21 protein-coding genes and 3 tRNA genes are annotated in these 26,074 nt (G+C 75.2%); 10 read left to right on the forward strand and 14 right to left on the reverse strand.

The window, feature by feature from the left end; genetic code table 11:
• Nucleotides 1–122: 122 nt before the first annotated feature.
• The 3 genes from AB0D45_RS20480 to AB0D45_RS20490 are packed head-to-tail and all read left to right on the forward strand — an operon-like array spanning nt 123 to nt 4,194.
• Complete coding sequence (locus AB0D45_RS20480; RefSeq protein ID WP_362460947.1) at nt 123–1,301, forward strand: hypothetical protein; 1,179 nt, start codon at nt 123–125, stop codon at nt 1,299–1,301.
• The gene (locus AB0D45_RS20485) at nt 1,289–2,863 is read left to right on the forward strand and encodes a hypothetical protein (RefSeq protein WP_362460950.1); all 1,575 of its coding nucleotides are present in this window, start codon (nt 1,289–1,291) and stop codon (nt 2,861–2,863) included. The genes AB0D45_RS20480 and AB0D45_RS20485 overlap by 13 nt, the downstream gene beginning before the upstream one ends.
• On the forward strand, nt 2,860–4,194 hold the full coding sequence (locus tag AB0D45_RS20490) for an AAA domain-containing protein (RefSeq protein ID WP_362460953.1): 1,335 nt from the start codon (nt 2,860–2,862) through the stop codon (nt 4,192–4,194). The genes AB0D45_RS20485 and AB0D45_RS20490 overlap by 4 nt, the downstream gene beginning before the upstream one ends.
• A gap of 127 nt (nt 4,195–4,321) precedes the next feature.
• Here the strand turns inward: AB0D45_RS20490 and AB0D45_RS20495 are convergent, their stop codons facing one another.
• Together AB0D45_RS20495 and AB0D45_RS20500 are read right to left on the reverse strand one after the other, a co-directional pair.
• Nucleotides 4,322–4,738, reverse strand: a complete 417-nt coding sequence (locus tag AB0D45_RS20495) for a GNAT family N-acetyltransferase (RefSeq protein WP_362460956.1) — start codon at nt 4,736–4,738, stop codon at nt 4,322–4,324.
• Nucleotides 4,739–4,814: 76 nt separating this feature from the next.
• Nucleotides 4,815–5,420, reverse strand: coding sequence for an SMI1/KNR4 family protein (locus tag AB0D45_RS20500; RefSeq protein ID WP_361602569.1), 606 nt, complete (start codon nt 5,418–5,420; stop codon nt 4,815–4,817).
• Nucleotides 5,421–5,478: 58 nt separating this feature from the next.
• Here AB0D45_RS20500 and AB0D45_RS20505 point away from each other — a divergent pair, with 58 nt between their 5' ends.
• The 4 genes from AB0D45_RS20505 (at nt 5,479) to AB0D45_RS20520 (ending at nt 6,858) form a co-directional block, all read left to right on the forward strand.
• Complete coding sequence (locus tag AB0D45_RS20505) at nt 5,479–5,628, forward strand: hypothetical protein (protein WP_362460959.1); 150 nt, start codon at nt 5,479–5,481, stop codon at nt 5,626–5,628.
• 70 nt (nt 5,629–5,698) lie between these two features.
• Nucleotides 5,699–6,046, forward strand: coding sequence for a hypothetical protein (locus tag AB0D45_RS20510; protein ID WP_362460962.1), 348 nt, complete (start codon nt 5,699–5,701; stop codon nt 6,044–6,046).
• A gap of 154 nt (nt 6,047–6,200) precedes the next feature.
• On the forward strand, nt 6,201–6,794 hold the full coding sequence (locus tag AB0D45_RS20515; RefSeq protein ID WP_362460965.1) for a hypothetical protein: 594 nt from the start codon (nt 6,201–6,203) through the stop codon (nt 6,792–6,794).
• Nucleotides 6,785–6,858: transfer RNA gene (locus AB0D45_RS20520), tRNA-Lys, on the forward strand. Before AB0D45_RS20515 ends, AB0D45_RS20520 begins: the two co-directional genes overlap by 10 nt.
• Nucleotides 6,859–6,922: 64 nt before the next feature.
• On the opposite strand, the gene AB0D45_RS20525 is transcribed toward AB0D45_RS20520, so the two are convergent.
• The gene (locus tag AB0D45_RS20525) at nt 6,923–8,119 is read right to left on the reverse strand and encodes a M6 family metalloprotease domain-containing protein (RefSeq protein WP_362460996.1); all 1,197 of its coding nucleotides are present in this window, start codon (nt 8,117–8,119) and stop codon (nt 6,923–6,925) included.
• Nucleotides 8,120–8,625: 506 nt separating this feature from the next.
• On the opposite strand from AB0D45_RS20525, the gene AB0D45_RS20530 reads away from it, so the two are divergent.
• Complete coding sequence (locus AB0D45_RS20530; protein ID WP_362460968.1) at nt 8,626–10,374, forward strand: EAL domain-containing protein; 1,749 nt, start codon at nt 8,626–8,628, stop codon at nt 10,372–10,374.
• An 89-nt stretch (nt 10,375–10,463) separates the two neighbouring features.
• On the opposite strand, the gene AB0D45_RS20535 is transcribed toward AB0D45_RS20530, so the two are convergent.
• Together AB0D45_RS20535 and AB0D45_RS20540 are read right to left on the reverse strand one after the other, a co-directional pair.
• Nucleotides 10,464–12,161, reverse strand: a complete 1,698-nt coding sequence (locus AB0D45_RS20535) for a glycosyl hydrolase family 18 protein (protein ID WP_362460971.1) — start codon at nt 12,159–12,161, stop codon at nt 10,464–10,466.
• A 266-nt stretch (nt 12,162–12,427) separates the two neighbouring features.
• Nucleotides 12,428–13,585, reverse strand: a complete 1,158-nt coding sequence (locus AB0D45_RS20540) for an LLM class flavin-dependent oxidoreductase (RefSeq protein ID WP_362460974.1) — start codon at nt 13,583–13,585, stop codon at nt 12,428–12,430.
• Between the two features lie 278 nt (nt 13,586–13,863).
• Here AB0D45_RS20540 and AB0D45_RS20545 point away from each other — a divergent pair, with 278 nt between their 5' ends.
• The gene (locus AB0D45_RS20545; protein ID WP_361602590.1) at nt 13,864–14,622 is read left to right on the forward strand and encodes an IclR family transcriptional regulator C-terminal domain-containing protein; all 759 of its coding nucleotides are present in this window, start codon (nt 13,864–13,866) and stop codon (nt 14,620–14,622) included.
• Nucleotides 14,623–14,724: 102 nt separating this feature from the next.
• On the opposite strand, the gene AB0D45_RS20550 is transcribed toward AB0D45_RS20545, so the two are convergent.
• The 5 genes from AB0D45_RS20550 to AB0D45_RS20570 form a co-directional block, all read right to left on the reverse strand.
• Nucleotides 14,725–14,798, reverse strand: a tRNA-Lys gene (locus AB0D45_RS20550).
• Between the two features lie 89 nt (nt 14,799–14,887).
• On the reverse strand, nt 14,888–16,621 hold the full coding sequence (locus AB0D45_RS20555) for an AMP-binding protein (protein ID WP_362460977.1): 1,734 nt from the start codon (nt 16,619–16,621) through the stop codon (nt 14,888–14,890).
• A gap of 26 nt (nt 16,622–16,647) precedes the next feature.
• Nucleotides 16,648–17,280 carry a lytic polysaccharide monooxygenase auxiliary activity family 9 protein gene (locus tag AB0D45_RS20560; protein ID WP_362460998.1) on the reverse strand — a complete coding sequence of 211 codons (633 nt, stop codon included), beginning with the start codon at nt 17,278–17,280 and terminating at the stop codon, nt 16,648–16,650.
• Between the two features lie 222 nt (nt 17,281–17,502).
• Nucleotides 17,503–19,581: an SPFH domain-containing protein gene (locus tag AB0D45_RS20565; protein WP_362460980.1), complete on the reverse strand. Its 2,079-nt coding sequence runs from the start codon at nt 19,579–19,581 to the stop codon at nt 17,503–17,505.
• Nucleotides 19,582–19,592: 11 nt separating this feature from the next.
• Nucleotides 19,593–21,104, reverse strand: a complete 1,512-nt coding sequence (locus AB0D45_RS20570; RefSeq protein ID WP_362461000.1) for a peptidoglycan-binding protein — start codon at nt 21,102–21,104, stop codon at nt 19,593–19,595.
• Between the two features lie 230 nt (nt 21,105–21,334).
• Here AB0D45_RS20570 and AB0D45_RS20575 point away from each other — a divergent pair.
• Nucleotides 21,335–21,408: transfer RNA gene (locus tag AB0D45_RS20575), tRNA-Lys, on the forward strand.
• Nucleotides 21,409–21,500: 92 nt separating this feature from the next.
• Here AB0D45_RS20575 and AB0D45_RS20580 read toward each other — a convergent pair.
• The 4 genes from AB0D45_RS20580 to AB0D45_RS20595 all read right to left on the reverse strand — a co-directional run bounded on the left by AB0D45_RS20580 (nt 21,501) and on the right by AB0D45_RS20595 (nt 25,129).
• Nucleotides 21,501–22,169: a class F sortase gene (locus AB0D45_RS20580; protein WP_362460984.1), complete on the reverse strand. Its 669-nt coding sequence runs from the start codon at nt 22,167–22,169 to the stop codon at nt 21,501–21,503.
• Entirely contained in the window at nt 22,166–22,771 is a 606-nt protein-coding gene (locus tag AB0D45_RS20585) for a hypothetical protein (RefSeq protein ID WP_362460987.1), read from the reverse strand. Before AB0D45_RS20585 ends, AB0D45_RS20580 begins: the two co-directional genes overlap by 4 nt.
• A 125-nt stretch (nt 22,772–22,896) precedes the next feature.
• Nucleotides 22,897–23,676 (reverse strand): HAD-IIA family hydrolase, encoded by a 780-nt coding sequence (locus AB0D45_RS20590; RefSeq protein WP_361597528.1) that lies wholly within the window; start codon nt 23,674–23,676, stop codon nt 22,897–22,899.
• A 718-nt stretch (nt 23,677–24,394) separates the two neighbouring features.
• Nucleotides 24,395–25,129, reverse strand: a complete 735-nt coding sequence (locus AB0D45_RS20595) for a hypothetical protein (RefSeq protein WP_362460990.1) — start codon at nt 25,127–25,129, stop codon at nt 24,395–24,397.
• Between the last annotated feature and the right edge of the window lie 945 nt (nt 25,130–26,074).

Genomic DNA, 26,074 nt, shown 5'->3' on the forward strand with positions numbered 1-26,074 from the left:
ATCCCCGACGCGGGCGGCCGGCGTTCCGGCCGCCCCCGGGCCCGCCCCGCTGGGGCAAGGCGGGCTGGACCGTTTCCGCCGTATGACCACGATTGTCAGTGGCGGATGGGACACTTCCGCCCGTGAGCTCCTACCCGCCCAGCGGCCCGCCCCAGACGACGACACTGCGGCAGCGGCTCGCCGACCTGCGCGGCCCCGCCGTGCCGCCCCGCCCGCTCGACGCCCGGGCGCTCGCCGCTCTCGCCGCCAACCCCGGCTGCGGCAGACGGGCCCTGCTCGACGGCGCCGGAGTGGACAAGACCGCGCTCGCGGCCGCCCTGGGCTCCCCCGCCGCCTTCGGGCAGTCGCAGTTCGCCATCGTCCGCGGCAACTCCTTCGAGGCCAAGGTCAAGGGCGACGGCGGCGCCGAGCTGCTGCGGCTGACGCACGCCCGCCTGGGCGGCGCGGCCGAGCCGCCCGGGCGGGACGCGCGGGTGCCCGACCTGACCGCCGCCGGGCCCGAGGGGCGTGCCGCGCGGACGGCGCTGGCCCTGCGGGAGGCCACCGCCGCCGGGGCGTGGACGCTGCTGGACCATCCCATGCTGGCCCTGGAGGTCGCGGGCACCCCCGCGTACCTGGAGCCGGACGCCGTCGTGGTGCACCCCGACGGCCGCTGGACCGTCGTGGAGATCAAGTCGTTCCCGCTGATCGACGGGGCCGCCGACGCCGCGAAGGTGGGGGCCGCCGCGCGGCAGGCCGCCGTGTACGTGCTCGCCCTGGAGCAGACCGCCCGGAAACTCGCGGGAGCCGAGGTGGGCCACCAGGTGCTGCTCGTCTGCCCGAAGGACTTCTCCAACGTGCCCACCGCCGCGCTCGTGGACGTGCGCCGCGAGCGGTCGGTGACCCGCCGCCAGCTGGAGCGGCTGACCCGGGTCGAGGAGCTGGCCGACGGGCTGCCGGAGGGGCTCTGCTTCGACCCCGCGCGGCCCGCCGCCGAGCTGACCGCCGCCGTCTCCGCGGTCTCCGCCGCCTACGCCCCCGAGTGCCTCGCCGCCTGCGAGCTGGCCTTCCACTGCCGCGAGCGGTCCCGCGCCGCCGGGGAGCCGGCCGCGCTCGGCCGTTCCGTACGGGGCGAGCTGGGCGGCCTGACCACCGTCGAGGCGGCCCTCGCGGCGGCCGCCGGGGCCCGCTCCGGCGACGCCCCCGCCGACGATCCCACCGCGGCGGCGCTGCGCCGGGCGGCCCGGCTGCGCGCCGAGGCGCTGGAGGCGGCCGCCGCCCGACCCCCGTACGCACCGGAGAGCCCCGAATGCCCCTGCTGAGCACCCTGGCCCGGCTGGAGGCGGTCCGCGCGGGCCGCGCCCGGCCGCTCGCGACCGTGCGCCACCGCCACCTGGGCGAGCGGCCGCTGGTCTTCGTCCCGCTGACCACCGCCGGCGAGGCCGGGGCGCCGCTCGGCGCGATGCTGGGCACCGACCCGGACGACCCGTCCGTCTTCGTCATACCTCAGCCGCGCGACCGGGACCTGCGCTGGGAGTTCCTGGCCGCCCTGGCCGCGCAGGTGATGGCGTACGTCGACGCGTACGCGGACGTCGTGGAGCCGGCCGAGCGCACCGAGACCGACCCGGAGACCGGCAAGAAGGTCAAGGTGGAGGCCGAGCTGTGCGTGGACGCGCCGCAGATCATCGTGCCGAGCCGGGCCGGCATCGAGTACGTGCGCCTGCTGGGCCGCTCCATGCGCTTCCGCCGCACCGCCGAGGAGGACCCGGAGAACCCGTACCCGGCCCCCACCCAGGTGCCGCTGCTGGGCCGCTGGTTCACGCACCTCGCCGAACGCTCCCGCGTCCCCGGCTCCTCGATGCTGATGGCCGCCACCGAACTGCTCGGCCGGCACTGGGCGACCGGCCAGAGCAGCCTGGAGGACCAGCACCTGGGGGCCCTGCTCGGCTGGATCGACCCGCCCGAGGGCACGTCCGGGGCCGAGCGGGCGCTGCACGTGGAACTCGCCCGGGACGGGGAGGGCCTGCTGCTGTTCCCGCCGGCCGGCCCGGCCACCGACCCGGCCTTCGACAACAAGCTGCTGGCCCCGGCGATCACGCGGTTCGACGCCGCCCGCACGGCGGCGGGCGGATCCCGCGACGCGGAGCCCGTGCGGCGCGCCGAGGAGGCCGTGCGGCAGCTGGTCGAGGGGCAGATGCGGAACACCTGGCGGCAGACCTGGGAGGCGATCGCCCTGCTGCGCGCCCTGCCCCCCGGCGAGCGCACCGAGGAGCGCTGGACCCGCGACCGCTGGTCCTTCACCGGCCACCGCGACCGGGTCCGCGCGGGCGAGCCGCCGCAGCCGCGCCGCGACGACGCGGTGACGGCCGCGCAGAAGCTGGCCACGCGGGAGACCGAGCAGGTGCGCCTCGACGCGCAGGAGGCCCTGGACGACCCGCTGGTCATGGCGGGCCGGCGGTTCGCGGGCGAGGCGTTCGCCGGGGAGGTCACCGAGGTGGTGATGGAGTGGACGGACGGCAAGCGCCCCCGCCCGCGCCCGCTGGTGACGGTGGCCACCGAGGACCGGCCGCAGCTGGCGGAGGAGGGCGGCGGGAAGGTGTACCGCTCGCTGGACGGGCGCCCGCAGGCCTTCGCGTTCGTACGGTACGAGGAGGACGGGCAGCTGGTGCTGCGCGTCCTCGACAAGATGGGCGCGGGCCGGGAGCCGGTGGCCGGCTCGGTGCCGGAGAAGGGCGACCGGGACTGCTGGACCCTCTTCGAGCACGACGCGCGCGGCGGCCCGAAGCTGCCCGACCCGGAGAACACCCCGTGGACGCACGGCGGCCCTCCGGGCTCCGCGACCGCCCCCGCCCTGGACGCCGTGACCGACGAGGACCTCCTGTGACCACCGCCTTCGACCCCGGCGCGGCCGCCGGCCGGGCCACCGCCGCCATCCTCCACGACACCCTGCACGGCACCGAGCGGGGCGTGGTGGTGGACTCCCCGCCGGGGGCCGGCAAGTCCACGCTCGTGGTGCGCGCGGCCCGGGAGCTGGCCGCCGCCGGGCGCCGGCTGATGGTGGTCGCGCAGACCAACGCGCAGGTGGACGACCTGGTGCTGCGCCTCGCCGACGCGGATCCGGGGCTGAAGGTGGGCCGGCTGCACAGCAGCGACGGGGACGCCTACGACCCGGCGCTGCGCGAGCTGGCGTCCGTCACCCTGTCGGCGAAGCCGGCGGACCTGGCGGAGCTGCCGGTGACCATCTCCACCGCCGCGAAGTGGGCGTACGTCAGGGACGCGGAGCCGTGGGAGCACGCCATCGTGGACGAGGCGTACCAGATGCGCTCGGACGCGCTGCTGGCGGTGGCCGGGCTGTTCGAGCGGGCGCTGTTCGTGGGCGACCCGGGGCAGCTGGACCCGTTCAGCATGGTCGGCGCGGAGCAGTGGGCGGGTCTGTCGTACGACCCCTCCGCCTCGGCGGTCTCCACCCTGCTGGCGCACAACCCGCAGCTGCCGCAGCACCGGCTGCCGGTGTCGTGGCGGCTCCCGGCGACGGCCGCACCGCTGGTCTCGCGCGCCTTCTACCCGTACTCGCAGTTCCGCAGCGGCACCGGCCCCGGCGAGCGGCGTCTCGCGTACGGGGTCCCGTCGGACGGCTCGGGCCCGGACCGGGTCCTGGACGAGGCCGCCGAGTCGGGCTGGGGGCTGCTGGAGCTGCCGGCGCGGCACACCCCGCGCACGGACCCGGAGGCGGTGCGGGCGGTGGCGCTGGTGGTGCGCCGGGCGCTGGACCGGGGTGCGGTGACCTCCGACGAGCGGTCCGGGGGGCCCTCGCCGCTGACACCGGACCGGATCGCCGTCGGCACCGCCCACCGCGACCAGGCGGCCGCCGTGCGCTCGGCGCTGGCCGCGCTGGGCGTGGGCGGGGTCACCGTGGACACCGCGAACCGGCTCCAGGGCCGCGAGTACGACCTCACCGTGGTCCTGCACCCCCTGTCGGGCCGCCCCGACGCGACGGCGTTCCACCTGGAGACGGGCCGCCTGTGCGTGCTGGCCTCCCGGCACCGGCACGCCTGCGTGGTGGTGGCCCGGGCGGGGATAGCGGAGCTGCTGGACGACCACCCGTCGACGGAACCGGTCCAGCTGGGCGTGACGGTCAAGTTCCCGGACGGCTGGGAGGCGAACCACTCGGTCCTGGCCCACCTCGCCGAACACCGCGTCCCCTGGAGGCCGTAGCCGGGGATCCCGGTGAGGGGGGTGGGAACCGGACGGCCGGACGGTGGACGAGGCGGTGCCCGGCCCCCGCTTCGCGGGGTACCGCGACCTCGTGGCGGCCTGGCCGGGTTGAGGACCGGCCGGCGCGCTACTGCTCTCCGTACGCCATCCACTTGGCGGGGGTGGCCAGCGGTTCGAAGCCCGCGCGGGCGTAGACCTCGTGCGCGTCGGCGGTGGCCAGCAGGATGCGGCGGAGCCCGTAGGGGGCAAGCCGGGCCTTGACGGCGTCCACGAGGGCGCTGCCGAGGCCCTTGCCGCGCGCGCCGGGGTCCACGTACACGTCGCAGAGCCAGGCGAAGGTCGCCCGGTCGGTGACGACCCGCGCGTAGCCGAGCTGGGCGCCCGAAGCGCTGTCGTAGGCGCCGAAGTTCAGTGAGGCCGAGATGGCCGCGTCCTGCTTCTCGCGGCTGCGTCCGAGGGCCCAGTAGGCGTCCTGCGACAGCCAGCGGTGGACCAGCGCGGCGTCGAGCCGGTCGGGGTCGGTGGAGATCTCGTAGCCGTCCATCGGGCCATCCAAGCAGCGGCTGCCGGGGCCCGGCCAGCGGATATCGGACGGGGCGGGCGGGCCGGTCGCCGCCCGGTCAGGGCGCCGGGGGGCGGCCGGCGGTGCGGGGGCGGGCCCGGTCGGGCAGCAGGTCCCAGGAGTCGCGGCCGAGCCACTCGCCGAAGGTGGCCGGCCGGCCGGCGCCCGCGTGGTCGAGGGAGAGGGGGACGATGAGGTCGCAACTGGCGCGGCCGTCCCACCACATCGTGCCGGCGAGCGGTCCGGACACCGCCAGCAGGGTGGAGAAGCCGCAGCCGTGCTCCTGGAGGCACAGCGCGCCCGCCGTCCGGCGGTCCTCGAACTCCTCGCACTCGGCGTCCCAGGCGGCCCAGGCGGCGAGGTAGGAGGCCAGGTCGGGGAAGTCCGCCTCGTCGGGCTCGCGCGCGCACAGCTCCGCGTCGGCCCGCGCGTACGAGTCGGGGTGCGGGAACGGCTCGGTCAGCAGGTCGCGCCGCAGCCGGTCGTCCCCCGGCCACCGCCAGCCGGCGTCGGTGCGCACCACGCGGTACCCGCCTGCGTCGATTCCGGTGTCGCGCAGGTACGCGCGGTACTCGGCGGGGAAGCGGACGCCGAGTTCGCGTTCGGCGTCGGCCACCTCGGCCTCGGTCAGCGGCGGTCGCAGGGGGGCGGGGCGCGGGGGCACGGGGTGATCCTACGGGCGGCGGGCGCTACCCGGTGTGGTCCTTGCCGCTGATGCCGAAGTGCCGGCGGAGGGTCTCGCCGGCCTCGGCGAGGTCGCCCTGCCCTTCCTGGACGAGCCGGAGTACGCCTCCGGCGAGGGCCTGGCCGACGGGCTCGCGGGCGGGCTGGACGACGTCGCGGCCCTGGCGAAGGAGCCCGCCGCGGCCTGACGCGGCACCCTTGCGCGACGCTGGAGAATGGAGGGTGGCCCAGGATTCGCAGCGCAGCAGGAGGACAGGCATGGCAGAGCCCGAGCGGACCCGGCGCAGGCAGCGGCCTGCGCCCCTGCTGTTCGAGCCCTCGGCGGCCGCCACGGACCCGGAGCACTTCTTCGACCTGGAGTCGATCGAGGACCCGCGCGAGCTGCTGACCCGGGCCACCGAACTGACGCTGGCCTTCCGGGCGGCGCAGGACCGGGCGGTGGAGTTCCAGGCCTTGGCGGCGGCCCAGCTGGCGGACCCCCGGCGCTTCGACCGGCTCCCGCCGCAGGCCATCGCGGCGCTCGCGGAGTGGACCGAGGACTACGCCCGCAAGATGATCGAGTTCGGCGAGGACCTCCAGCGCGGCACCAGCCCCGACCCGGCCTGACCCGCCTCCGGCCGGCGGGGCGGGGCGGGGGCCCCGGGCGACGCGCGGCGCGCAGTGGCATATGCGCGGCGCAACATACCCCAGGACCACCCGCCCCGTCCCGGTTTTCGGTAACTCCGCGGAACGGGAGCGCTACGCCCGGTACACCTGGCATATGACGACCCTGACGACGGCTGCCGGCTGCCCCGCCCTCGACGGCCCCGACGCACGCACCGCGCCCGCGACCCAGGTCACCCCGCAGGGCGCCCTCTGGCTGGCCTCGGCCTGTGCCCGGCCGCACGACACGCTCGCCGTCTGGCAGGCGCGCCCCGGGGCGACCGCCGTACTGCCCTGCGGGACCGCGTTCGACGTCGTCAACGTTCCGCTCGTGCTGGGCCGCCGGATGCTCGACCTGCTGTGGGAGCAGGGGCCCGGCTCGGGTCCGGCCGCCGTCCACCGCGGCCGGATGCTGCTCTTCGCCACCCCCGGTACGGCCCATCGGCTTCCGGCCCTGCTCGCGTGGGAGGAGTGGGGCCCGGCCGCCCCGGCTCCGCTCTGCCACGGCCACGGCGACGCCGTCACCGTGCCCCCGCTGGCCGCCGGTCCGGGGCCTTCGCGGTGGCTGGTGGCCCCGGACACCCGGCGGCCCTGGCTCCCCGGGCCGGACCCCCTGCTCTGGGCGTTCCTGCACGCCGCCCGGGGTCCGGTATCGATTTTCGGTTCGGCCGGTACGCCTGCTAATGTCTACGACGTCAGCAGGCGCCGCTAGCTCAGTTGGTTAGAGCAGCTGACTCTTAATCAGCGGGTCCGGGGTTCGAGTCCCTGGCGGCGCACAGACGGGAGAAGGCCCCCGCTCTTCGGAGCGGGGGCCTTCTTCGTGTCCGGAAACCGCCCCCGTCAGGTCGTGATCTTGACCGTGTACGCGCCCGACTGGGTCCGGTCCGCCACCTCGATGGTGATCCGCTCCCCCGGCACGGTGAAGGTCTCCCCGACCTCCAGCGGCGCGTCCGCCAGCGGCGGGTACACCGAGCGGTCCCAGCACGCCTCCGTCCGCGGATGCCCGTCCACCACCTCGATCGGCCCGCCGCCCGAGGCGGCCTCGTTGCGGACCCGGTAGACCAGCACCCCTTCCGTGCAGGTGTCCCCGTCGTTCCCCGCGGAGCCCCGCGCCTCGACCGCGATCGCGCTGCCGGGGCCGGTGCGCACCACCGCGAGGCGGGTGCCGCCCGTACCGCCCGTGGGAGGGACCTCCGACAGCGGCTGGAGCGTGTGCAGCGAGGTGCCGGACCGTACGCAGTCCACCTGCGCGGGGTCCAGCCAGCCCAGCTTCCACTTGTGCCAGGCGAACAGGTCGGGAGCCATTCCGAACTGGCTGCCCATGACGTCCCAGTCGCCGACGTACGTGTCCCAGTCGCCCTTGCCGTCCGTCGGCCGGTGGTAGAGGTCGGGCAGGTCGAAGACGTGCCCGGTCTCGTGGGCCAGGACGTTGCGGTCGGGCGGATGCCGTTCGAAGACGGTGACGATCCGCCGCAGCTCCGCCCCGTCCGCCACGATCGGGCGGTCGAAGTTGACGACCTTGGTGGCGTCGGAGTCGACGCCCGGCGCGCCCGGGTCGGCGACGAAGTACACGACGTCGTACGCGCCGAAGTCCACCTGCGGATCGGCGGCGGCGACCGCGTCGCGCAGGTAGGCCGCCCGGTCCTCGGGGGCCCAGTCGCGCTGTATCCCGTACGCGGTCGCGGGCCGGGGCATCCGGATCCACTGCTTCTGCGGGTGCGGGACGAGCCGGAACCGCCCGTATGAGGCCCGCTCGAAGAACTCGGAGGTCGCCGGGAAGTAGTCGGAGGTGAGCTCCTCGGGCGTCACGGCGGCGCGGTGGCCGGGGAAGGAGAGGAAGACCATGACCGCGTGGAGGGTGCGCTCCGGCTTGGGGTAGGCGCCGTTCCAGGTGTCCACGCCGAGGGAGTGGTGGGCGGCCGTGCGGGTCAGCGCGCAGGGCCCCGCGGTGGTGGTGTCGGCCACCGCCGGCCCCGCGACGAGCGACATGGCGGCGAGTGCCGTCAGGGAGGTGAGGGCGGCGGCCGTACTTCGCATGCGGGAGCGGTCCACTCCCCCGGGTGCCTGCTCGAGCCGCACGTCGACCTCCGCCGCTGGTGGATTCGTCCCGTCCCATCCACCTTGAGGCGATTGTCTTACTAATGTCCTGTTCCGCTGCCCCACATGAGTGAGCGGTGCGGCAAGCCGGTGACCCCTGATGCCATGCTCATGACTACTCACCGTCATGATCGGTCACATGAGATCGGCCGACGTCACCAGGTGCTCACAAGCGCGCGCGAACGGTCGTCCGACCGTCCTCCGACCGTCGTCCGACACGCCGTCAGCAGCCCTCCCGGAAGGCGTCAGCACGGCGAAGGCCCCGGCCCCGCACGGCGACGCCGCTGGATAGGGCCTCCGGCAGCCTCTATGATCGGCACACTTTCCTGCGCGGACACTCACGAACACTGCGGGAGCCAACGGTGAGCGGAACCTCAGAGGAAACCGGTTCGGCGGCCGACAGCATCCGACCGGCCCTTACGGAGCGTCACCCGGCAGTGCCGGCGGTGCCCGAGCCGCGCGACTACCGCGCCGCCTTCGACGCGGCCCACCTCGCCATGGCCGTCGTCGGCCGGGGCGGCGAGGTGATCGCCGCCAACCGGGCCCTGGCCGCCCTCCTGGGCGCCGAGCCCGGGAGCCTCGCCGGGCGGAGCGCCGCCGACCTGGTGGACCTCGCGGCGGAGGCCCGTACCTGGCAGGCCTACCAGGAGGTGCTGCGCGGACGGCAGGCCCGGCTGCGGTGCACGCGGCGCCTCAAGCACCCCGACGGGCACTCGCTGTGGACCGAGGTCACCCTGGGGCCCGTACCCGGCACCCGGGACGTCCTGCTGTCCGTCGCCGACATCAGCGACCGGCGCGACCTCCAGGCGCGGCTGCGCCACCTCCAGATGCACGACCCGGTCACCCGGCTGCCCAACCGGGCGCTGTTCTTCGAGCGGCTCTCGGCCGCCCTGGAGGCCTCCGCGTACGGAACGGGCGGCACCGGCCGGATCGGCCTGTGCTACCTGGACCTCGACGGGTTCAAGGCCGTCAACGACACCCTGGGCCACCGCGTCGGGGACCGGCTGCTGACCGCGGTCGCCGCCCGGCTGACCCAGTGCGCCGACCAGTCCGGCTACGGCCGCTCGGGCGGCCACCTCGTCGCCCGGCTCGGCGGCGACGAGTTCGCGCTGCTGGTCGAGGACTCCACCGGCACCGAGCAGCTCGCCGACCTCGCCCGCAGCGTGCTGGCCGCCGTACAGGAGCCCTTCGACCTGGCGGGGCAGCGGCTGTCGGTGTCCGCGTCGATCGGCGTGGTGGAGCGGGACGCCGCCGGCACCTCGGCGACGGGGCTGATGCAGGCGGCGGACACCACCCTGTACTGGGCCAAGGCGGACGGCAAGGCCCGCTGGACCCTCTTCGACCCCGAGCGCAACGCGCACCGGATGACCCGCCAGGCACTGTCCTCCAGCCTGCGCCCGGCGGTGGAGCGGGGCGAGTTCGAGCTGGAGTACCAGCCGCTGGTCGACCTGGAGAGCGGGGTGGTGCGCGGGGTGGAGGCGCTGGTCCGCTGGAGGCACCCGCAGTTCGGCGTCCTGACGCCGAATCGGTTCATCGGCATCGCCGAGGAGGACGGCTCGATCGTACAGCTGGGCCAGTGGGTGCTGCGTACCGCGTGCCGGCAGGCGCGGCGCTGGCAGATCGAACAGCCCAGCGACTCGCCGGTGTTCGTCTCCGTGAACGTGGCGGTGCGCCAGGTGTGGGACTCGGACCTGGTGGGCGACGTCGCGGAGATCCTCGCCGAGACCGGACTGGCCCCGCAGCTGCTCCAGCTGGAGTTGACGGAGTCCGCGGTGATGGGGTCGGCCGGCCGGCCCCTGCAGGCCCTCCAGGCGCTCAGCGACATGGGCGTGCGGATCGCCATCGACGACTTCGGGACGGGCTACTCGAACCTCGCCTACCTGAGCCGGCTGCCGGTCTCGGTGCTGAAGCTGGACGGCTCCTTCGTCCGCGGCTTCCGCTACGAGGAGGGCACCCACCCGAACCCGGCCGACGAGACCATCGTGGAGGCCCTGGTCCAGCTCGCGCACCGGCTCGGCCTGACCGTCACCGCCGAGTGCGTGGAGACCGCCGGGCAGGCGGCCCGGCTGCGCCGCGTCGGTTGCGACACCGGGCAGGGCTGGCTGTACTCCCGCGCGGTGGCGCCGGAGCGGATCGCGGAGATGATCGCGCCGGCGCCGGGCGCCCGGTTCGCCTCCGGGACGCCGGACGCCTGACGGCACGGTCCGGGGAAACGGAACCGGAACCGCCCCGCCCCGGGAGGAGGGGCGGGGCGGGCCGGCACTCGGCGCGGGGTGGGGGGAGATCAGCAGGCGCCGAGGTCCTTCCAGACACCCCATTCACCGGTGGTGCCGGGCACCTCGTTCTGCGTCCACCACTGGGCCCGGTACCTGCGGCCGTTGTGCGACACCTCGTTGCCGGCGGTGTAGACGGTGCCCGGGACGTAGGCCGGGACGCTGCCGCAGCCGGTGGTCGGGGGCGTCGTCGGCGGTGTCGTCGGCGGCGTGGTGGGCGGGGTGGTGGGAGGCGTCGTCGGCGGGGTGGTCGGCGGGACCGTGGCACCGCCGAGGGCGTCCGAGATCTGGTTCAGCAGCGTGGTCCTGTCGTCCAGGCCGAGCAGGGAGTACATCATCGCGCCGGCCAGGCCGCGCTGCTTGCCGTAGTCGACCCGGGCCTGGATCGACTTCTGGTTCAGGCCGGTGAAGAACTCGCCGTCCTTGTAGAAGTAGGAGGCCTTGGCCTGGTCGTCCCAGTAGGTGGCCGCCGGGTTGTCGACGATCCCGCCGAGCTCCTTGTAGTTGGCGATGCCGGCCTGCTGGCTGGTGGGCCTGGCGCCGGAGGCGCCGGTGGCGGGCTGTGCGAGGCCGCCCGCCGTCCCGGCGGGGACGCCCTTCCAGCCGCGGTAGTAGAACTCGTAGCCCAGGGTCAGCTTGTTGGCGGGGAACCCGCCGGTGATGCCGTAGGCCGGGTTGCCGTCGATCCAGGAGTCGATGGCGTTGTCGACGCTGTACTTCTGGGTGCCCGGGGCGATCGGGTCGGTCGGGTCGTTCGCTCCGGAGTACAGCGGGGACTGGTGGTACGTCGGCCCGTCGCCGTCCCAGGCGCCGTGCATGTCGTACGTCATGATGTTCGCGTAGTCGAGGTACGCGCCGATCTTGTCCGTCTCGATGTACTTGATCTTGTCCTGGCCGGCCGGGAGGGCCGCGGTCAGCAGGTACTTCCTGCCGCCGTTGGCCTGGCCGTAGGCGTCGAGCTGGGTGCGGAACTCCTTGAGCAGGAGCGTGAAGTTCTGCTTGTCCTCGGGGGCGTAGTGGTTGCCGAGGTGGCCGCCGGACGAGCCCGGGTACTCCCAGTCGATGTCGATGCCGTCGAAGATCCCGGCCGCGGAGCCGGGGCCGCCGAAGCCGCCCTCGACCGGCAGGTTGCCCTTGATGTACTGGTCGATGCAGGAGGAGACCAGCTTCTTGCGGGAGGCGTCGGTCTTCGCCGCGTCGCTGAAGTACTTCGAGTACGTCCAGCCGCCGATCGAAATGTTGATCTTCAGGTGGGGGTACTTGGCCTTCAGCTGCTTGAACTGGTTGAAGACGCCCACGATCGGCTGGTCCCACTTGTCGGCGGTGCCGCTGACGCTGTCGGCCGCGCCGAAGGACTTCTGGTAGTCCGCGTACGAGTCGCCCGCGCCGTCACCGGCGTTGGGGTTGTTGTCGTCGCCCGCCGCCTTGTTGGCCTCGAAGCACGTGAGGTTGGTGGGGTGGATGTTGCCGAACGAGTAGTTGATGACATCCAGCTTGCCCGCTATGCCCCGGGTGTCGAGGTGCTTGGGGTAGAAGGCGTTGCCGTAGACGCTCCACTGGTCGTAATAGGCGATCCTCACGCCGCCGGCCGCGGCCGTGGTGGAGGCGTCGGCGGCCTGGGCGGTGCCGAGTCCCGCGAAGGCTGCCAGTGCGCCGGCGGCCAGCGCGGCCGTGGCGGCGGCCGCGACGAGGGGTTTACGGATGTGCATGTACTGCCTCCGTGGGGGTGGGAGGGAAGAACATCAGCGGTAGGTGAGAGAAGTGATAGCGATCCGCCGACACCGCAGTCAATGGTTTGGACCAAAGAAGGACTAGACCACTGAACGGTAAAACTCCCTCGTCAGAGACCTGAGCGCACAAGGAAAACCGCCCGCCACCCCGGGTGACGAGCGGTTTAAGGCTGCCTTACGCCATGCTCCGGCAAGGTTTCGGCAACAAACCAGCCGAACCCCGTTCTCCCCCGGTCCGGCCGCGCTCAGCCCGCCGTCAAGGGCTCGACGGGCATCCCGTACGCATCTGCGACGAGCCCGTACGAGCGCAACCGGGCGGCTCCGCCATGTGCGTTGGCGGTCAGCATCAGCTCGTCCGCACCCGTCCGCGCCACCAGTGCGTCGAGCCCGGCCCGCACCTCGTCGGGGGTGCCGTGGACCACGTGGGAGAGCCAGCCGTCCACGAACTCCCGCTCCAGGGGCGAGAAGTCGTACGCGGCCGCCTCCTCGGGCGTCGGGACCAGCCCGGGCCGGCCGCTGCGCAGCCGCAGCATCGACAGCGCGCCGGTGAGCACCTGCGCGCGGGCCTGCGCCGCCGTGTCGGCGGCGAGCGCCGAGACGCCGATCAGGGCGTACGGGGCGTCCAGCACCGCCGAGGGGCGGAAGCTCTCGCGGTACAGCTCCAGGGCGGGCAGGGTGCCCGCCGCGGAGAAGTGGTGGGCGTACGCGAAGGGCAGGCCCAGCTCCCCCGCGAGCCGGGCGCTGAAGCCGGAGGAGCCCAGCAGCCAGACCGGCGGGCGCCCGGCGGGTCCCTGCACCGGGCCGGGCACCGCGTGCACGCGGGCGTACGGGTGCCCGTCGGGGAAGTCGTCGTCGAGGAAGCGGATCAGCTCCGCGAGCCGCCGGGGGAACTCGTCCGCCGCCTCGTCCAGCCGCCCGGGCCCGCGCAGCGCGGCCGCCGTCCGCGGGTCGGTGCCCGGGGCCCGGCCGAGCCCGAGGTCGACCCGGCCGGGGGCGAGCGCCTCCAGGGTGCCGAACTGCTCGGCCACGGCCAGCGGGGCGTGGTTGGGCAGCATGACCCCGCCCGAGCCGAGGCGGATCCGGGAGGTGTGTGCCGCGAGGTGGGCCAGGATCACGGCCGGGGAGGAGCTGGCGACCCCGGGCATGGAGTGGTGCTCGGCGACCCAGTGGCGGTGGTAGCCGCGGGACTCGGCCTGCCGGGCGATCCGCACGCTGGTGCGCAGGGACTCGTGGGCGGTGGAGCCGCTGCCGACCGTGACCAGGTCGAGCACCGACAGCGGCACCGGCGCCGCGCCCCGGACCGCCCCGCGCACCGGATCCGCGGCCGCCTCGCGACCCCCCTCCGCGGAGGTGCCCTCCGTCCGCCCGTCCGTGCGCCGGCCCGCGTCCCCGGTGTTGCTCATCGTCGCTCCCGTCCCGTCCCGTCCCGCTCGTGCGCCCCGCGGCGCCCCGTACACCACGTACGTCTCGTACGGCGTTCGTACGAAGAACTCGAACGGGAAGTGCTCGCCGGGCATTCCCGGCAGACCGGGGCATGCCCATGCCGCTGGCATATGCCCGTCGAGTAGGCCCAGGCGGGGCGACTTGATTAAGCCATCAATCTCATCAACACACGCTCCACGTGGGCCTCTTGGTGGCTATCGTGGTAGAGCAAGCGGTAACAACCTGGTAGGGGGAAACCGTGGCGCTGAAGCCCGAGCCGACCGCGCCGTTCCACTCGGTGCAGTACGCCCTGCGCGTACTCGAAACGATCTCGCGGCACACCGGCGGTGTGACCGACGTGCAGATCGCGCGTGAGACCGGCCTGCCCGCGGTCCACCTCGCCCCCATGCTCCTCATGCTGCGGCGCGAGGGATACGTCCTCCAGGTCTCCGACGGCGCCTACGCCATAGGGGACTCCCTCGTCCTGCTCGGATCCGGCACCGACCGGCAGCAGGCCCTCCAGGAGAAGCTCCAGGACACCCTCGACAAGCTGCGCGACTCCGTCGGCGCGGCCGTGTACATCAGCCGCTACGTCGACGGCGAGGTCCGGATCACCCAGTTCGCGGACAGTCCCCGCACCCCCAAGGTCCACGAGTGGGTCGACTTCCGCTCGGCCGCACACGCCAGCGCGGTCGGCAAGTGCTTGCTGACGCAGCTCGACCAGAACGGGCGCCGCGACCACCTGTCCCGGCACAAGATCGCCCGGCTCACCTCGAAGACGATCGTCAACGAGCGGATCCTGTTCTCCAAGCTGGACTCCCAGCCCGCCACCGTCCCCGTCCTGGACCTCCAGGAGTACGCGGTGGGCACGGTCTGCGCGGCGGTCCCCATCACGGCCGGCGCCGCGGTGGGCTGCCTGGCCCTGTCCATGCCGGTCGAGCACGCCCACCGGCTGCGCGCCGCGGCCGACACCCTGAACCGCAAGGCCGCGCCGCTGCTGCTGTCGCTCACGCTCTGAGAGCGGGCGGGATACGCGGGCGCGGCGTGCCGGAACGCGCGGACCGGCCCGGAAAACACTTCGGGCGGTTCCCGGTGAACCGGAAACCGCCCGAAGATCAGGTGCGCCGCCAGGGACTCGAACCCCGGACCCGCTGATTAAGAGTCAGCTGCTCTAACCAACTGAGCTAGCGGCGCCTGCTGACAGAGAAAATACTACCTGGTCCCCGGGGGTGCTCCAAACCAGTGGGCGGGGCCCGCACGGGGGTGCGCCCCGGGGGTCCGGCTCAGCGGTCCAGGAGCTCCCGGCGGCCCTGGGCCTCGTACGCCGACAGCAGCGCGGCCAGGTCCTCCCCGTCGAGCGGCCGGTAGGAGCCGCCGGACCGGTGCCAGACCGGGCCCGGCCCGAGGAAGCCGGCCCGGCGCAGGGCGACCCGGTGGATCTTGTTCGTGGCGGTGACGGGCAGGGCGTCGAGGACCCGGACGTAGCGCGGGGCCATCTTCGTGCCGAGGTCCGGCTGCGCGGCCAGGAATGCGGCGAAGGCCTCCGGGTCGAAGGCGGCGCCCCCGCGCAGGGCCAGGGCGGCCATCACCTGGTCCCCCGCCACCTCGTCCGGGACCGCGTACACGGCGACCGCGGCCGCCGCCTCCCAGCGGGCCAGGACGTTCTCGATCACCGCGGCGGCCAGGTTCTCGCTGTCGACCCTGAGCCGGTCGTCGGTGCGGCCCGCGAAGTAGAGGAAGCCCTGCGGGTCCCGGAAGAAGAGGTCCCCGGTCCAGTACCAGCCGTCGCGGGTGCGGGCCGCCTCGGCAGCGGGATTGCGCCAGTATCCCTCGAAGAGGCTGCGGCCCCGGTTGACGAGCTCGCCGATGGCCTCGTCCCCGTTGAGCAGCCGGCCCCGCCCGTCCAGGACCGCCGGCGGGCACTCCCGGCCCGTCTCCGGGTCGACCACGGCCAGGTCGTCGCCCGGGGCCGCCCGGCCGAGGGCGCCCGGAGGGGTGCCGGGGCCGCGCTGCACCGAGGCGCCGCCCTCCGTGGCCCCGTACCCCTCGACCAGCCGGACCCCGAACCGGTCGGCGAAGCGGGCCGCGTCGACCGCCCCCGCCTCGGTGCCGAAACCGAGGCGCAGGGGGTGCTCGCGGTCGTCGGGGCGGGGCTCGGTGGCCAGCAGGTACTGGACGGCCCGGCCGACGTAGGTGAAGTACGTCGCGCCGTAGGCCCGTACGTCGTCCAGGAACGCGGAGGCGGAGAAGCGGCGGCGCAGCGCCACCGGGGCGCCCGCGGCGAGGGCGGGCAGCCAGTCGGCGATCACGGCGTTGCCGTGGAAGAGCGGCATGCAGACGTAGTGCACGTCGTCCGGGGTGACGGAGAAGTGCCGGGCGAGGGAGGCGCCGGCGGCGGCGAGGCGGCCCTGGCTGCAGACGGCCGCCTTGGGAGCGCCGGTGGAGCCGGAGGTGAAGTACAGCAGGAGCCGGGTGCCGGGGCCGGGCGCACCCGCGTGCACCACCGCCTCACCGGGCACGGCGGCGGCGTACGGGGCGAGCAGCGCCTCGTACTCCTCGCTCCCGGTCACCAGCAGCCGTACGCCGGGCAGGTCGAGGCCGCGCAGCAGCGGGAGGTGCGCGGGCTCGGTGACCAGGATCCGGCAGTCGGTGTGCAGGATGTCGCGGGCCAGCTCGGGCCCGCGCCGGGTGGGGTTGATGCCGGCGACGGCGGCCCCCGCGAGGGCCGCCGCGCCGAGCCAGAAGGGGAACTCGGGGGTGTTGTCGAGCAGCACCCCCAGGTGCGGCTCCGCCCCCGGCGGGAGCAGGTCGGCGAGGAGCGCGGCGCGGGCGGCGGCCTCCTGGGCGGTCCGGTGGCGGCTGAGGACGGTGGGCCGGGCGCCGTCGGGCGCGCCGGCCCCGTACATCAGCCCGGGCCGGTGGTCGCCCCACTGGCACGCGATGAGTTCCGCGACGGTCTCGCCGGCGGGGCCGGTACCGCCGGCGCCGCCGGCGCGGGGTGCTGTCGGGGTCCGCATGCCGCCGGAGGTTAGCTGACGTTGCGTCAGAACTGAACGTCGGAGCAGGCGTAGAAGGCCATCGGGGTGTCGTTGACGGTCCAGACGGCCAGGATCACGTGCCGTCCGGTCTTCCCCGCCGGCATGGAGCCGCGGTGGATGGTGGTCATGTCCGGGCGGCCGCCGTTGTAGGGGACGACGAGGAAGGGCTGGGGGTCGAGGGAGGCCCGGGTGAGGGGCTTGGACGGGTCCCAGCCGTTCCTGGTGACGTAGTACCTGAAGTCGGTGGTGGAGTGGTTGGCGGTGAACTGCCACCGGAAGTCGAAGGCCTGGCCGGAGGTCACCCGGGTCGCGGGCCAGGTGCCGCCGCGCGGGTCGTCGAGCTGGGCGAACTCGCTGTGGCCGCCGGCACATATCTTGCCGTCGGCGGGGCCGGCGGCCGGGAAGCCCTTGTAGCCCTCGACGCTCTGCGGCTCCCACTGCACGGGGCCGCAGTCGGAGACCGTCCTGTTGGCGCAGAGCTTCTGGCGGCTGATGGGGGTGTCGGTGTAGCCGTGGCCGCTGGCGGTGGGGGCGCCGAGCAGGGTGGCACCGGCGAGGAGGCCGAGACCGAGCGTTACGGCGGCGCCGGCCCGGGCGGGGCGGGAGGGCCGGGGGACCCGTGAGGGCCATGAGGGCATGCGGAAGGAACGCATGGTGCTCCTTGGACGTGGGGGGATCTGGCGGAGACGTGCGCACGCGGGGATCGGCCCTGGCGGACCGGCGGAACCGAGGCTGCCGATGTAGGTCTAGACCAAGTCCCACAGTATTGACGGGAGTTGGCCGTGTCCATACCAACGAGAAAACGGGTGGTCCGGTCCATACCGGCCACCCGTTCGCCCGTGGAATCCCCGTGACGGCTGCTACTGGTCGGACCTCCCGGTGTAGAAGGCGACGGTGAGGTCCTTCACCAGGGCCTTGCGCTCGTAGTCGTCGAGCTCCACGATCCCCCGCGAGGTCAGCCGGTGGACGGTGTCGTCCACGGCGTCGACCACCGAGGTCAGCACCGCATCCCGGTGCTTGGCGTCGATCGCGGCGACCCGGCGGCGGCGCATGGCCTCCGCGACCTCCGGGGCGTACTCGATCCGGATCGGCTGGGCGGAGAACACCTCGATCCCCACCGCCTCCGTTTCGGCCGCCAGCATCCGCGTCAGCGCGTCGCCGACGGCCTCGGCGTCGCGCAGGGTCGGGGCGTCCTCGTGGAAGGCGTCGGCGGGCAGCTGGGACAGCACCCGCGCCATGGCCGACTCCACCTGTTCGGCGAGGTAGCCGGTGTGGTCCTCGACGGCGAGGGTGGCCCGGGCGGTGTCCTTGACCTGCCAGACGACCTGCACGACGACCTGGAGGGCGAGACCGCCCGAGTCCACGGCCGGCATCGGCTCGCTGCGCCAGTGCCGCAGCCGTACGTCGACCCGCCGGCGCAGCAGGAGCGGACTGATCCAGGTGAGGCCGGTACGGCGGACCGTGCCGCGGTAGCGCCCGAAGAGGGTGAGCACCCAGGCGTGGCCCGCCTTGGCCCGGCCGAGGCCGCCGAGCGCGAGGAGGGTGACGACGCCGAGGAAGGCGAGCGGGGGCCAGTGCGTGGCGCGCAGCCCCCGGTAGGCGCGGGGGGAGGCCCCGAAGGCGGCCGCCACGGTGGCGGGGACGACCCCGGCCCGCCACAGCACGGCCGCGCAGCCGGCGAGGGCGAGGCCACCGACGGCCACCGCGATCCAGCCGGGCAACACGGGGCCCCGGTGCTCGCGGAGCCGGTCGTCGCCGCGGGGGACGCGGCGGCCGGCCGGGGGCTTCGGCGCCGGGCGGGCGGCGGGAGGGGCGGCCGGGGACGCGGGGGGCTGCGGCCGGGGGCGGAACGGCAGGTGGAGCGGGAGCTCCGTGACGGCCGTGCCGCGCGGCGGCCGCGGGGTGGCCGGGGGTGCCTCGGCGCGCATCCCGCGCGCGACGGCCTGCGCGGCGATTTCGGCCGGGCCGGGCCCGGGTACGCCGTGCGCCGGCTCGGGGGTGGGGTGCGGGATCCCGCCCGCCGCCCCTCCCCGAGCCGCGGGCACGTCCCCCCGGGGGCGCCCCGGCGGAACGGGGGCGGCGGGGTGCGGGGGCCCTGGCCGGGCGGGGTCGGAGGGAGCGGGGTGTCCGGCCCGGACCGGCTCCGGGGCGGGCGGGTGCGCGGCGGGAGCGGGGGCGGGGTCGGGCACGCCGGCCCGGGCGGCGACGGCGGCGGGGTGGGGGTCGGCGTCGGCGGGGTGGGGGGGTACGGCCGCCCCGGCCGGCTCCGGGGCGGCCGGGGGTGCGGAGCGGGACGGGGCCGGGTGGGGCACGGCTGCCCGGGCCGCGCCCGCGTCGGCCGGGTGGGTGGACACCGGGGGCGGCTGCGGGGTCCCGGTCTGGGCCGGGCGGGCGGGGGCAGGGCCGGAAGCCGGTTCGGGGAGAGCCGGGTGCCCGGACCCGTACGGAGCCGGGTCGGAGGCCGCGGACCGGCCCGCGTACGCGGACACCGCCACCTGCGCCGGGGGCGGAGTGGTCGGGTGCCCGGGCCCGGATGCGGGCGCGGCCGGGTGCGCCCGGTGGGACGGCGGCCCGGGGGGTTCGGCGTCCCGCGGAGCGGGGGTGTGGCCCACCGCCCCGCCCGGCTGCGGGCCGGCGGGGTGGGCGGCGACGGCCCCGGAGCCGGACCGCGTGGCTCCGGCCGGCCGGGCCTGAGCCACGCGCGGCTTGGCCGGGTGCGCCTCGGGGGCCTCCGGCCGGGCCGGGGCCGGGGCGAGGGGCTCCGGCGCGGGCACCCGGGACGCCGCGACCGGCTCGGGGCCGGCCCGATGGGCGGCCCGCACCGGCGGGGAGACGGGGCCCGAGGCGTAGGCGGTGGCTCCGGCCGGGTGGGCGGGGGCCGGGCGCAGGGCGGGGATCCGGAAGGTGCCCGTCGTGGACGTGGTGCGCGTGGGGTACATCGTTGCCTCCGTCATGCGAACAGCCGGCGCCAGGTTTCCGGGCCCGGGTAGCCGTCGGCCGAGGCGCCGCGCCAGCCCTGGGCGCGCTGGAAGGCCTCGACGTTGCGGCGGTCCTCCTCGCTCCACCAGGGGCCCGGGTCGGACGTGTAGTACGTGCCGAAGCCCTTCTCCGCCAGCCGGCGGGCGAGGGCGGTGACGGCCGGATGGGACTGCCCCGGGCGGAAGACCCGCAGCCCCGGGTAGGCGGGTACCCCGCCGGCCCCCGCCCGGCCCGGCGGTTGCGCCGTACCCGGCGCTCTGCCCGGCGGCTTCGCCGAGCCCGGCGCCGCACCGGTCGGCGGACCCGGCGGCCTCACCGTGCCCGGCGGCTTCGCGGGGGTGGTGCGGCCCGTCGGGGGGATGTCCTTGCCCTGGCGCTGGACCAGCAGCCGCCAGGTGTGCTCGCCGGGGATGCCGTCGGCGTCCGCGCCCGTCCAGCCCTGCGCCAGCTGGAAGGCCTGCGTGGCCTGCCGGTCGGCCTCGCTCCACTTCGAGTGCGGCCCCTTCGGGTAGAACCGCAGGCCCCCGCGCCCGATCAGCATCTTGGCGAGCTCCGTGACGTACGCGTTGTCGGCGCCCGGCCCGAACTTCGCCGCGCCGGGGAAGGCGGCCGTGCCCGCCGCCGGGGCGCCGGGCACCGGGGCCTGCGGCAGGACGCCGCTGGTGACGCCGTTGTACCGGTACGGGAGGTACTTGTCCGAGTTCTTCCAGTAGCCGTACGGCGTGGCCTGCTTCCGCGTATACGGGCGGGTCTGCTCGTACGCGATGTAGTGCGTGCGCGTCTCGTCGACCCAGCCGCCGAAGACGACGACGTGCGAGCCGTTGCTGGGGTCCGCCGGGTTGTGGAACAGCAGGATGTCCCCCGGCAGCAGCTCCTCCTTGGTGATCTTCGTGGCGAAGGTGTCGAGGCTGCCGGTCCACTCGTTCGAACCGAGGTTCCAGACCATGGAGACGTACCCCGAGCAGTCCTGCCGGTAGCCGTCCGACCAGTACTCGGTCATGCTGTACGGCACCTTGGCGTCCAGCCAGAGCTTCGCCCGGTTGATGATCGTGGCCCGGTCGATGGCCCGCATGGCGGGCGGCGCGCCAGGCCGGCCCGTCGACGGGGACGTCGGACGCGGGCCCGGCGCGGGGCGTCCGTGCAGCGGGGCCCGGCCGCCCTGCGGGGTGCCCGGATCGTCCGGGCCCGGCGCGCCGTCCGGCCGGGGCGGGCCGGCCGGGCCGTCCCTCCCGTCCAGGGCCACCGACCCCGCTCCCGGCCCCGGATCGGCCGCAGCCAGCGCCGCCGCCGATCCGCCGCCGCCCAGGACCACCCCTGCGGCGGTCGCCAGCACCAGCGCCCGGCGGGCCCCGCGCGCGGCCGGGTGGCCCCCGTCGCGCGGCGCCATGGCCCGCCCGCGCGCGAGGGCGCGGCGCCGCTGCGCGCACCCGGGGCACACGCAGTCGCCGGCGGGCTCGTACTCCTGGAAGACCGGCATCGTCATCGGCGCCGGCATCTGCACATGCACCGGAGGCTGCATCGTCATGCGGTTCCGTCCACTCCCCTGCTCGTCCACTGGTCGGCCGCCGGGCACGCATCTGTCGGGGCGTCAGTTTCGGCTCGACCAGACATATCGTGCACGACAAACCCCCTAAACATGGGTTAATCGGACAACGTGGGCGCGGCTGGTCACGAGCACCTCCCCAGGTGGGGTAGAGTTTTCCCTGTCAGCAAGCGCCGCTAGCTCAGTTGGTTAGAGCAGCTGACTCTTAATCAGCGGGTCCGGGGTTCGAGTCCCTGGCGGCGCACAGACACGAGGAAGGCCCCGCAGCGAAAGCTGCGGGGCCTTTCTCTTTCCTTCCTTGTCCATCGGGAGGACCATCCGCCTCCCCCGGACGGCCTACGTCGCCGCCGCCGCGCCGGACTCGGCACCGGCGCCCGTCAGGTACGCGGAGACCACCACGTTCGCCGAGTACTGGCCGGCCGCCTTGTCGTACGTCCCGCCGCAGGTCACCAGCCGCAGTTCGGCGCGGCCCTCGACCCGGGGCCCGTACGCCCGGTGGGGGTCGAAGCCCGCGCGCTCGTAGACCCGTACGTCCTCGACGGTGAACTCGGCGACCGTCCCGTCCGCCCGCACCACGCGGATCTTCTGCCCCGGCTTGAGCGAGCTGAGCCCGTAGAACACGGCCGGCTTGGACTTCGTGTCCACGTGCCCCACCAGCAGCGCCGCCCCCGCCGCGCCCGGCGCCGGGCCCGCGCCCCACCAGCCCACCGTGCCGGGGAGCTCGTACGGCGGCGGCTCGATCGCCCCCTGTGCGTCCAGGCCGCGCGCGATCACCGGCGCCCGGACGCCCAGCGCCGGTACGTGGACCCGCGCCGGCATCGCCCCGGACAGCGGCGGCCGCGCGGCCGGAAGGGACGTCCCCGGCCGGCCGCCGCCCTGCGCGGCGGGCGGACCGGGCGGGACCCCGGTGATCTCCTTGCCCCACAGCCACAGGCCGAGCACCAGCACCGTCCAGGCGGCGAAGGTCAGCAGCCGGCCGCCGGCGGAGGCCTTGGCCTCGTTCATCCGCCGTTGCGGCGGCGGCGCAGGGTGAGGGCCCGGCCGGCGACCGCCAGGGTGGCCGCGGCCGCGAGGACGGCGCCGATCACGGTCTGCGGCAGCCCGGGGCCGTCACCGCCGTGGCTCTTCTTCGCGGCCGCCGCCAGCCGGGTGGTCTCGGCGACCTCGGCGGACATCGCTCCGCCGCCCGCGTGGACCGGCCAGACCGGCGAGTGGTGGGGGGCGGGGCGGTGGTGGTGGTCGCGGTGGCGGACCTCGATCGAGCCGCGCAGCCCCTGGGCGCCCTCGCACTTGACGTGGATCTCGTGCCAGCCGGGCTCGGTGTGCGGGCGGACCGTGGCCTCGCCCCAGAGCGTGCGGCCGTCGCCGTGGCCCGCGGACAGGCGCGCCTCCGACTCGAACACGGGGGAATGGGCCACCCCGTGGTCGCCGTGGCAGCCCCGGACGCGGATCTTGACGCGCGCTCCCGGTTCGGCCGGGTTCGGTTCCGCCGAGACGCCGCCGCGGTCCCACTCGTTCGCGAGGGCGGCGGGGGCGGTCACGGCGGTGAGGGCCGTCAGGGCGACGGCGGCCCCCGCGACACGGAGAGCGATCAGAGAACTGCGCATGGTGAACCTCCTCATCAAGGAGATTCACCCGCGGCGCGCCGCTCCGCATCCGCAGCGGCGCTCTCTTGGCCCGTACGTGTCAGCGGTACGTGTCAGCCGTACGCGCACCCGCGCGGCCCCACCCGCTACACCAGGTCGACCAGATCGGCGATGGAGTCCACCGTCTTCGTCGGGCGGTACGGGAACCTCTCGGTGTCCTGGGCCGTGGTCAGGCCGGTCAGCACGAGGAAGGTCTGCATGCCCGCCTCCAGCCCGGCCAGCACGTCGGTGTCCATGCGGTCGCCGATCATCGCGCTGGTCTCGGAGTGCGCGCCGATGGCGTTGAGGCCCGTACGCATCATCAGCGGGTTGGGCTTGCCGGCGAAGTACGGCTGCTTGCCGGTGGCCTTGGTGATCAGCGCGGCGACCGCGCCCGTCGCCGGCAGCGGGCCCTCGGTGGAGGGGCCGGTCTCGTCGGGGTTGGTGCAGATGAAGCGGGCGCCGGCGTTGATCAGCCGGACGGCCTTGGTCATGGCCTCGAAGCTGTAGGTGCGGGTCTCGCCCAGGACCACGTAGTCGGGCTCGTGGTCGGTCAGGACGTACCCGATGTCGTGCAGGGCGGTGGTCAGGCCCGCCTCGCCGATGACGTAGGCGGTGCCGCCCGGGCGCTGGTCGTCGAGGAACTTCGCGGTGGCGAGCGCCGAGGTCCAGATGTTCTCGACGGGCACGTCCAGGCCCATCCGGCTGAGCCGGGCCTGGAGGTCGCGCGGGGTGTAGATGGAGTTGTTGGTCAGCACCAGGAAGGGCTTGCCGGAATCGCGCAGCCGCTTGATGAAGGCATCCGCACCGGGGATCGGCGTGCCCTCGTGGATGAGGACCCCGTCCATGTCGGTGAGCCAGGATTCGATCGGCTTGCGCTCTGCCACTGGACTGTTCTCCGCTCTCGGTGGCCGTCACCTCTGACCCGTGACGCTGGTCTGTACCACCCTATCGGGGCCGGGCCGCGGACGGGTTGGGCGTCCACAGCCCGGACCGCGGGGGCCGGATCGGCGGACGGTGACGTCGTCCACGGCGCAGTACCGGTTGCTGCTGCCGCTGTGGCGGAGGCGGAAGCGGAAGCGGACCTGGACGCCGGTGGTCCCCGCGGGACCGGAGGGACGGTCGCAGGGCGTCGAAGGGGGTCGCTGCCGGGTGCGTCGAGCGGTACGCCGTCCAGCGCGGTGGTGGGGACGCCGTGGCCGCCGGTGTCGGTGTGGCCGTGGGCGGTGGTGACGCGTACGCGGGCCGGTTCTCGACGGCGGTGAGGACCTGTCCGACCAGCGCGTCGACGCGGCCGATGACGTCGGGGTACTGCCGGCCGGCGGCGCCGTGGGGGTGCCCGGCGGAGTCGGCCTGGCCGAGGTGGACGAAGGCGGCGTCCGGGTTCCGGTGCGCAGTTCGGGGCGGTCCTCGGGTACTCGGGTCCTCGTGGGCGTAGCCGTCGCCGTCGCCCTTGAGGGAGAGGCGCTGGTCGACCTTCGCGGAAAAGACCGGGGCCGCCCGCGTCGGGGGCTCCCAGTCGGCGGGCGCGTCCGTGTGGAGGGCCGGCCGGGTTCTCGATGCGGGTCAGTCAGGAAGTCGGGGTGGCTCCGCCGGGGGCGGCTGTTACGCGGAGCGGTCCCTCAGCCGGCGGGCGCCGATCAGCAGCCCGCCGCCGGCGGTGAGGGCGGCGACGGCTCCGGCGCCGTAGGCCCACTCGCGGGGGCCGGTGTGCGCGAGCGAGCCCGCCTCGGCCGGCTCCTGCGGCCCCTCCACGGAGAAGCGGTACGCGCCGGCCTCGCCGACCCACTCGCCGTCGTCCGGCTGGCGCTGCACCAGTGCCGCGTCGGCGACGACCTCGCCGAGGGGGGCGTCCGGGGCGAAGGCCAGCTGCACCTTGACGGTGGCGGAACCGCCGGCCGGCACGGCGAAGCCGGAGAACCTGTTCCCGCCGTCGAACACGGCGATGATCTCGTCGCGGTCGGAGCGCTCGAGGGTGACGGGGTAGGGGCCGCCGGGGGCCTCGAAGTGCATGCGCAGGTGGAGGGGGCGCAGGGCCCGGGCGGCGTCGGTGAAGACGACGACGGGGTGGATGGCGGTGCAGGGGCCGCTCGTGGTGTTCGTCAGGTCCAGCAGCCAGGTCTGCGGGCCCCCGCCGGCCCGGTAGACCGCCGGCCCTCCCCGGATCCGGGCCCCGATGGGGAACGCGCCGGCCTTGCCGTCGCCGCAGGTGGCGTGCGCGCGGGAGGGCAGCGCGGGGGCGGGGCGGGCGCCGCCGCCGGTGCCGATGTCGGCGGAGGCGGTGGGTGCGGTGAGGGCGAGGAGGAGGGCGGTGAGGGCAAGGGCGTTGCGCAGTCGCATGGAAGACCTTCGCTGCTCGCCGGACGGAACGGGAACTTCAATGATGATCGGACGAGGCGACAATCACCCCGGCCCTCCCCCAACCTCCCACGCCCCCGAACCCCCTCCCCACCCCCCACGCCCAACCCCCACCCCTTTACCCCCGAACGGCGGCCCGGGGCGGCTGGGGGGCGGGCGGGGTTGAACCCGTCCCTGTCGGCGCTGGAGGCGCGGGGGCGGGGGCGAGCCCGGTTGCGCGGCGCAGCCCAGGGTTGCGGGGCGCAGCCCCGAGGGGGCCGGGGGCACAGCCCGGCGCTGCGGAGCGCAGCCCCAAGGCGTCCGGGGCACAACCCCAAGGGGATCGAGGCACAACCACCAGGGGATCGAGGCACAACCACCAGGGGTCCGGGGCACAACCCCCAGGGGGGTCCGGGGCCCAGCCCCGAGGGGAGCGGGGCGCAGCGCCCGAGGGGTCCGGGGCCAGCCGGCGGGCGGGGCTCAGCACGGCGTTCCGCGACGCAGCCCGGGGGCGTCCGGGACGCAGCCCTGGGGTACGGGCACAGCCCGGGGGCGGGGCACAGCCCGAGGGGTCCGGGGCACAGCCTGGGGGGTCCGGGGCACAGCCTGGGGCGGGGCTCAGCCCGGGGTTGCGGGGCGCAGTTCCCAGGGGGTCCGGAGGCGCAGCCCGGGGGCGGGGACGCAGCCCGAGGGGTCCGGGGCTCAGCCCCGCGTTCCGGGACGCAGCCCGGGGTCCCGGGGGCAGCGCCCGAGGGGTCGGGGGCGCAGCCCGAGAGGTCCGGGGGCGCAGCCCCGAGGGGTCGGGGCGCAGCCCCGAGGGGTCCGGGGCGCAGCCCCGAGGGGTCCGGGGCGCAGCCCCGGGGGGTCGGGGCGCAGCCCCGGGGGGTCCGGGGGGGCGCCCCGGGGGACGGGCCGAGGGGGGGGGGGGGGCGGGCCCGCGCCGCGGCC

This window comes from Streptomyces sp. NPDC048352 (assembly GCF_040651895.1).
Taxonomy (GTDB): domain Bacteria; phylum Actinomycetota; class Actinomycetes; order Streptomycetales; family Streptomycetaceae; genus Streptomyces.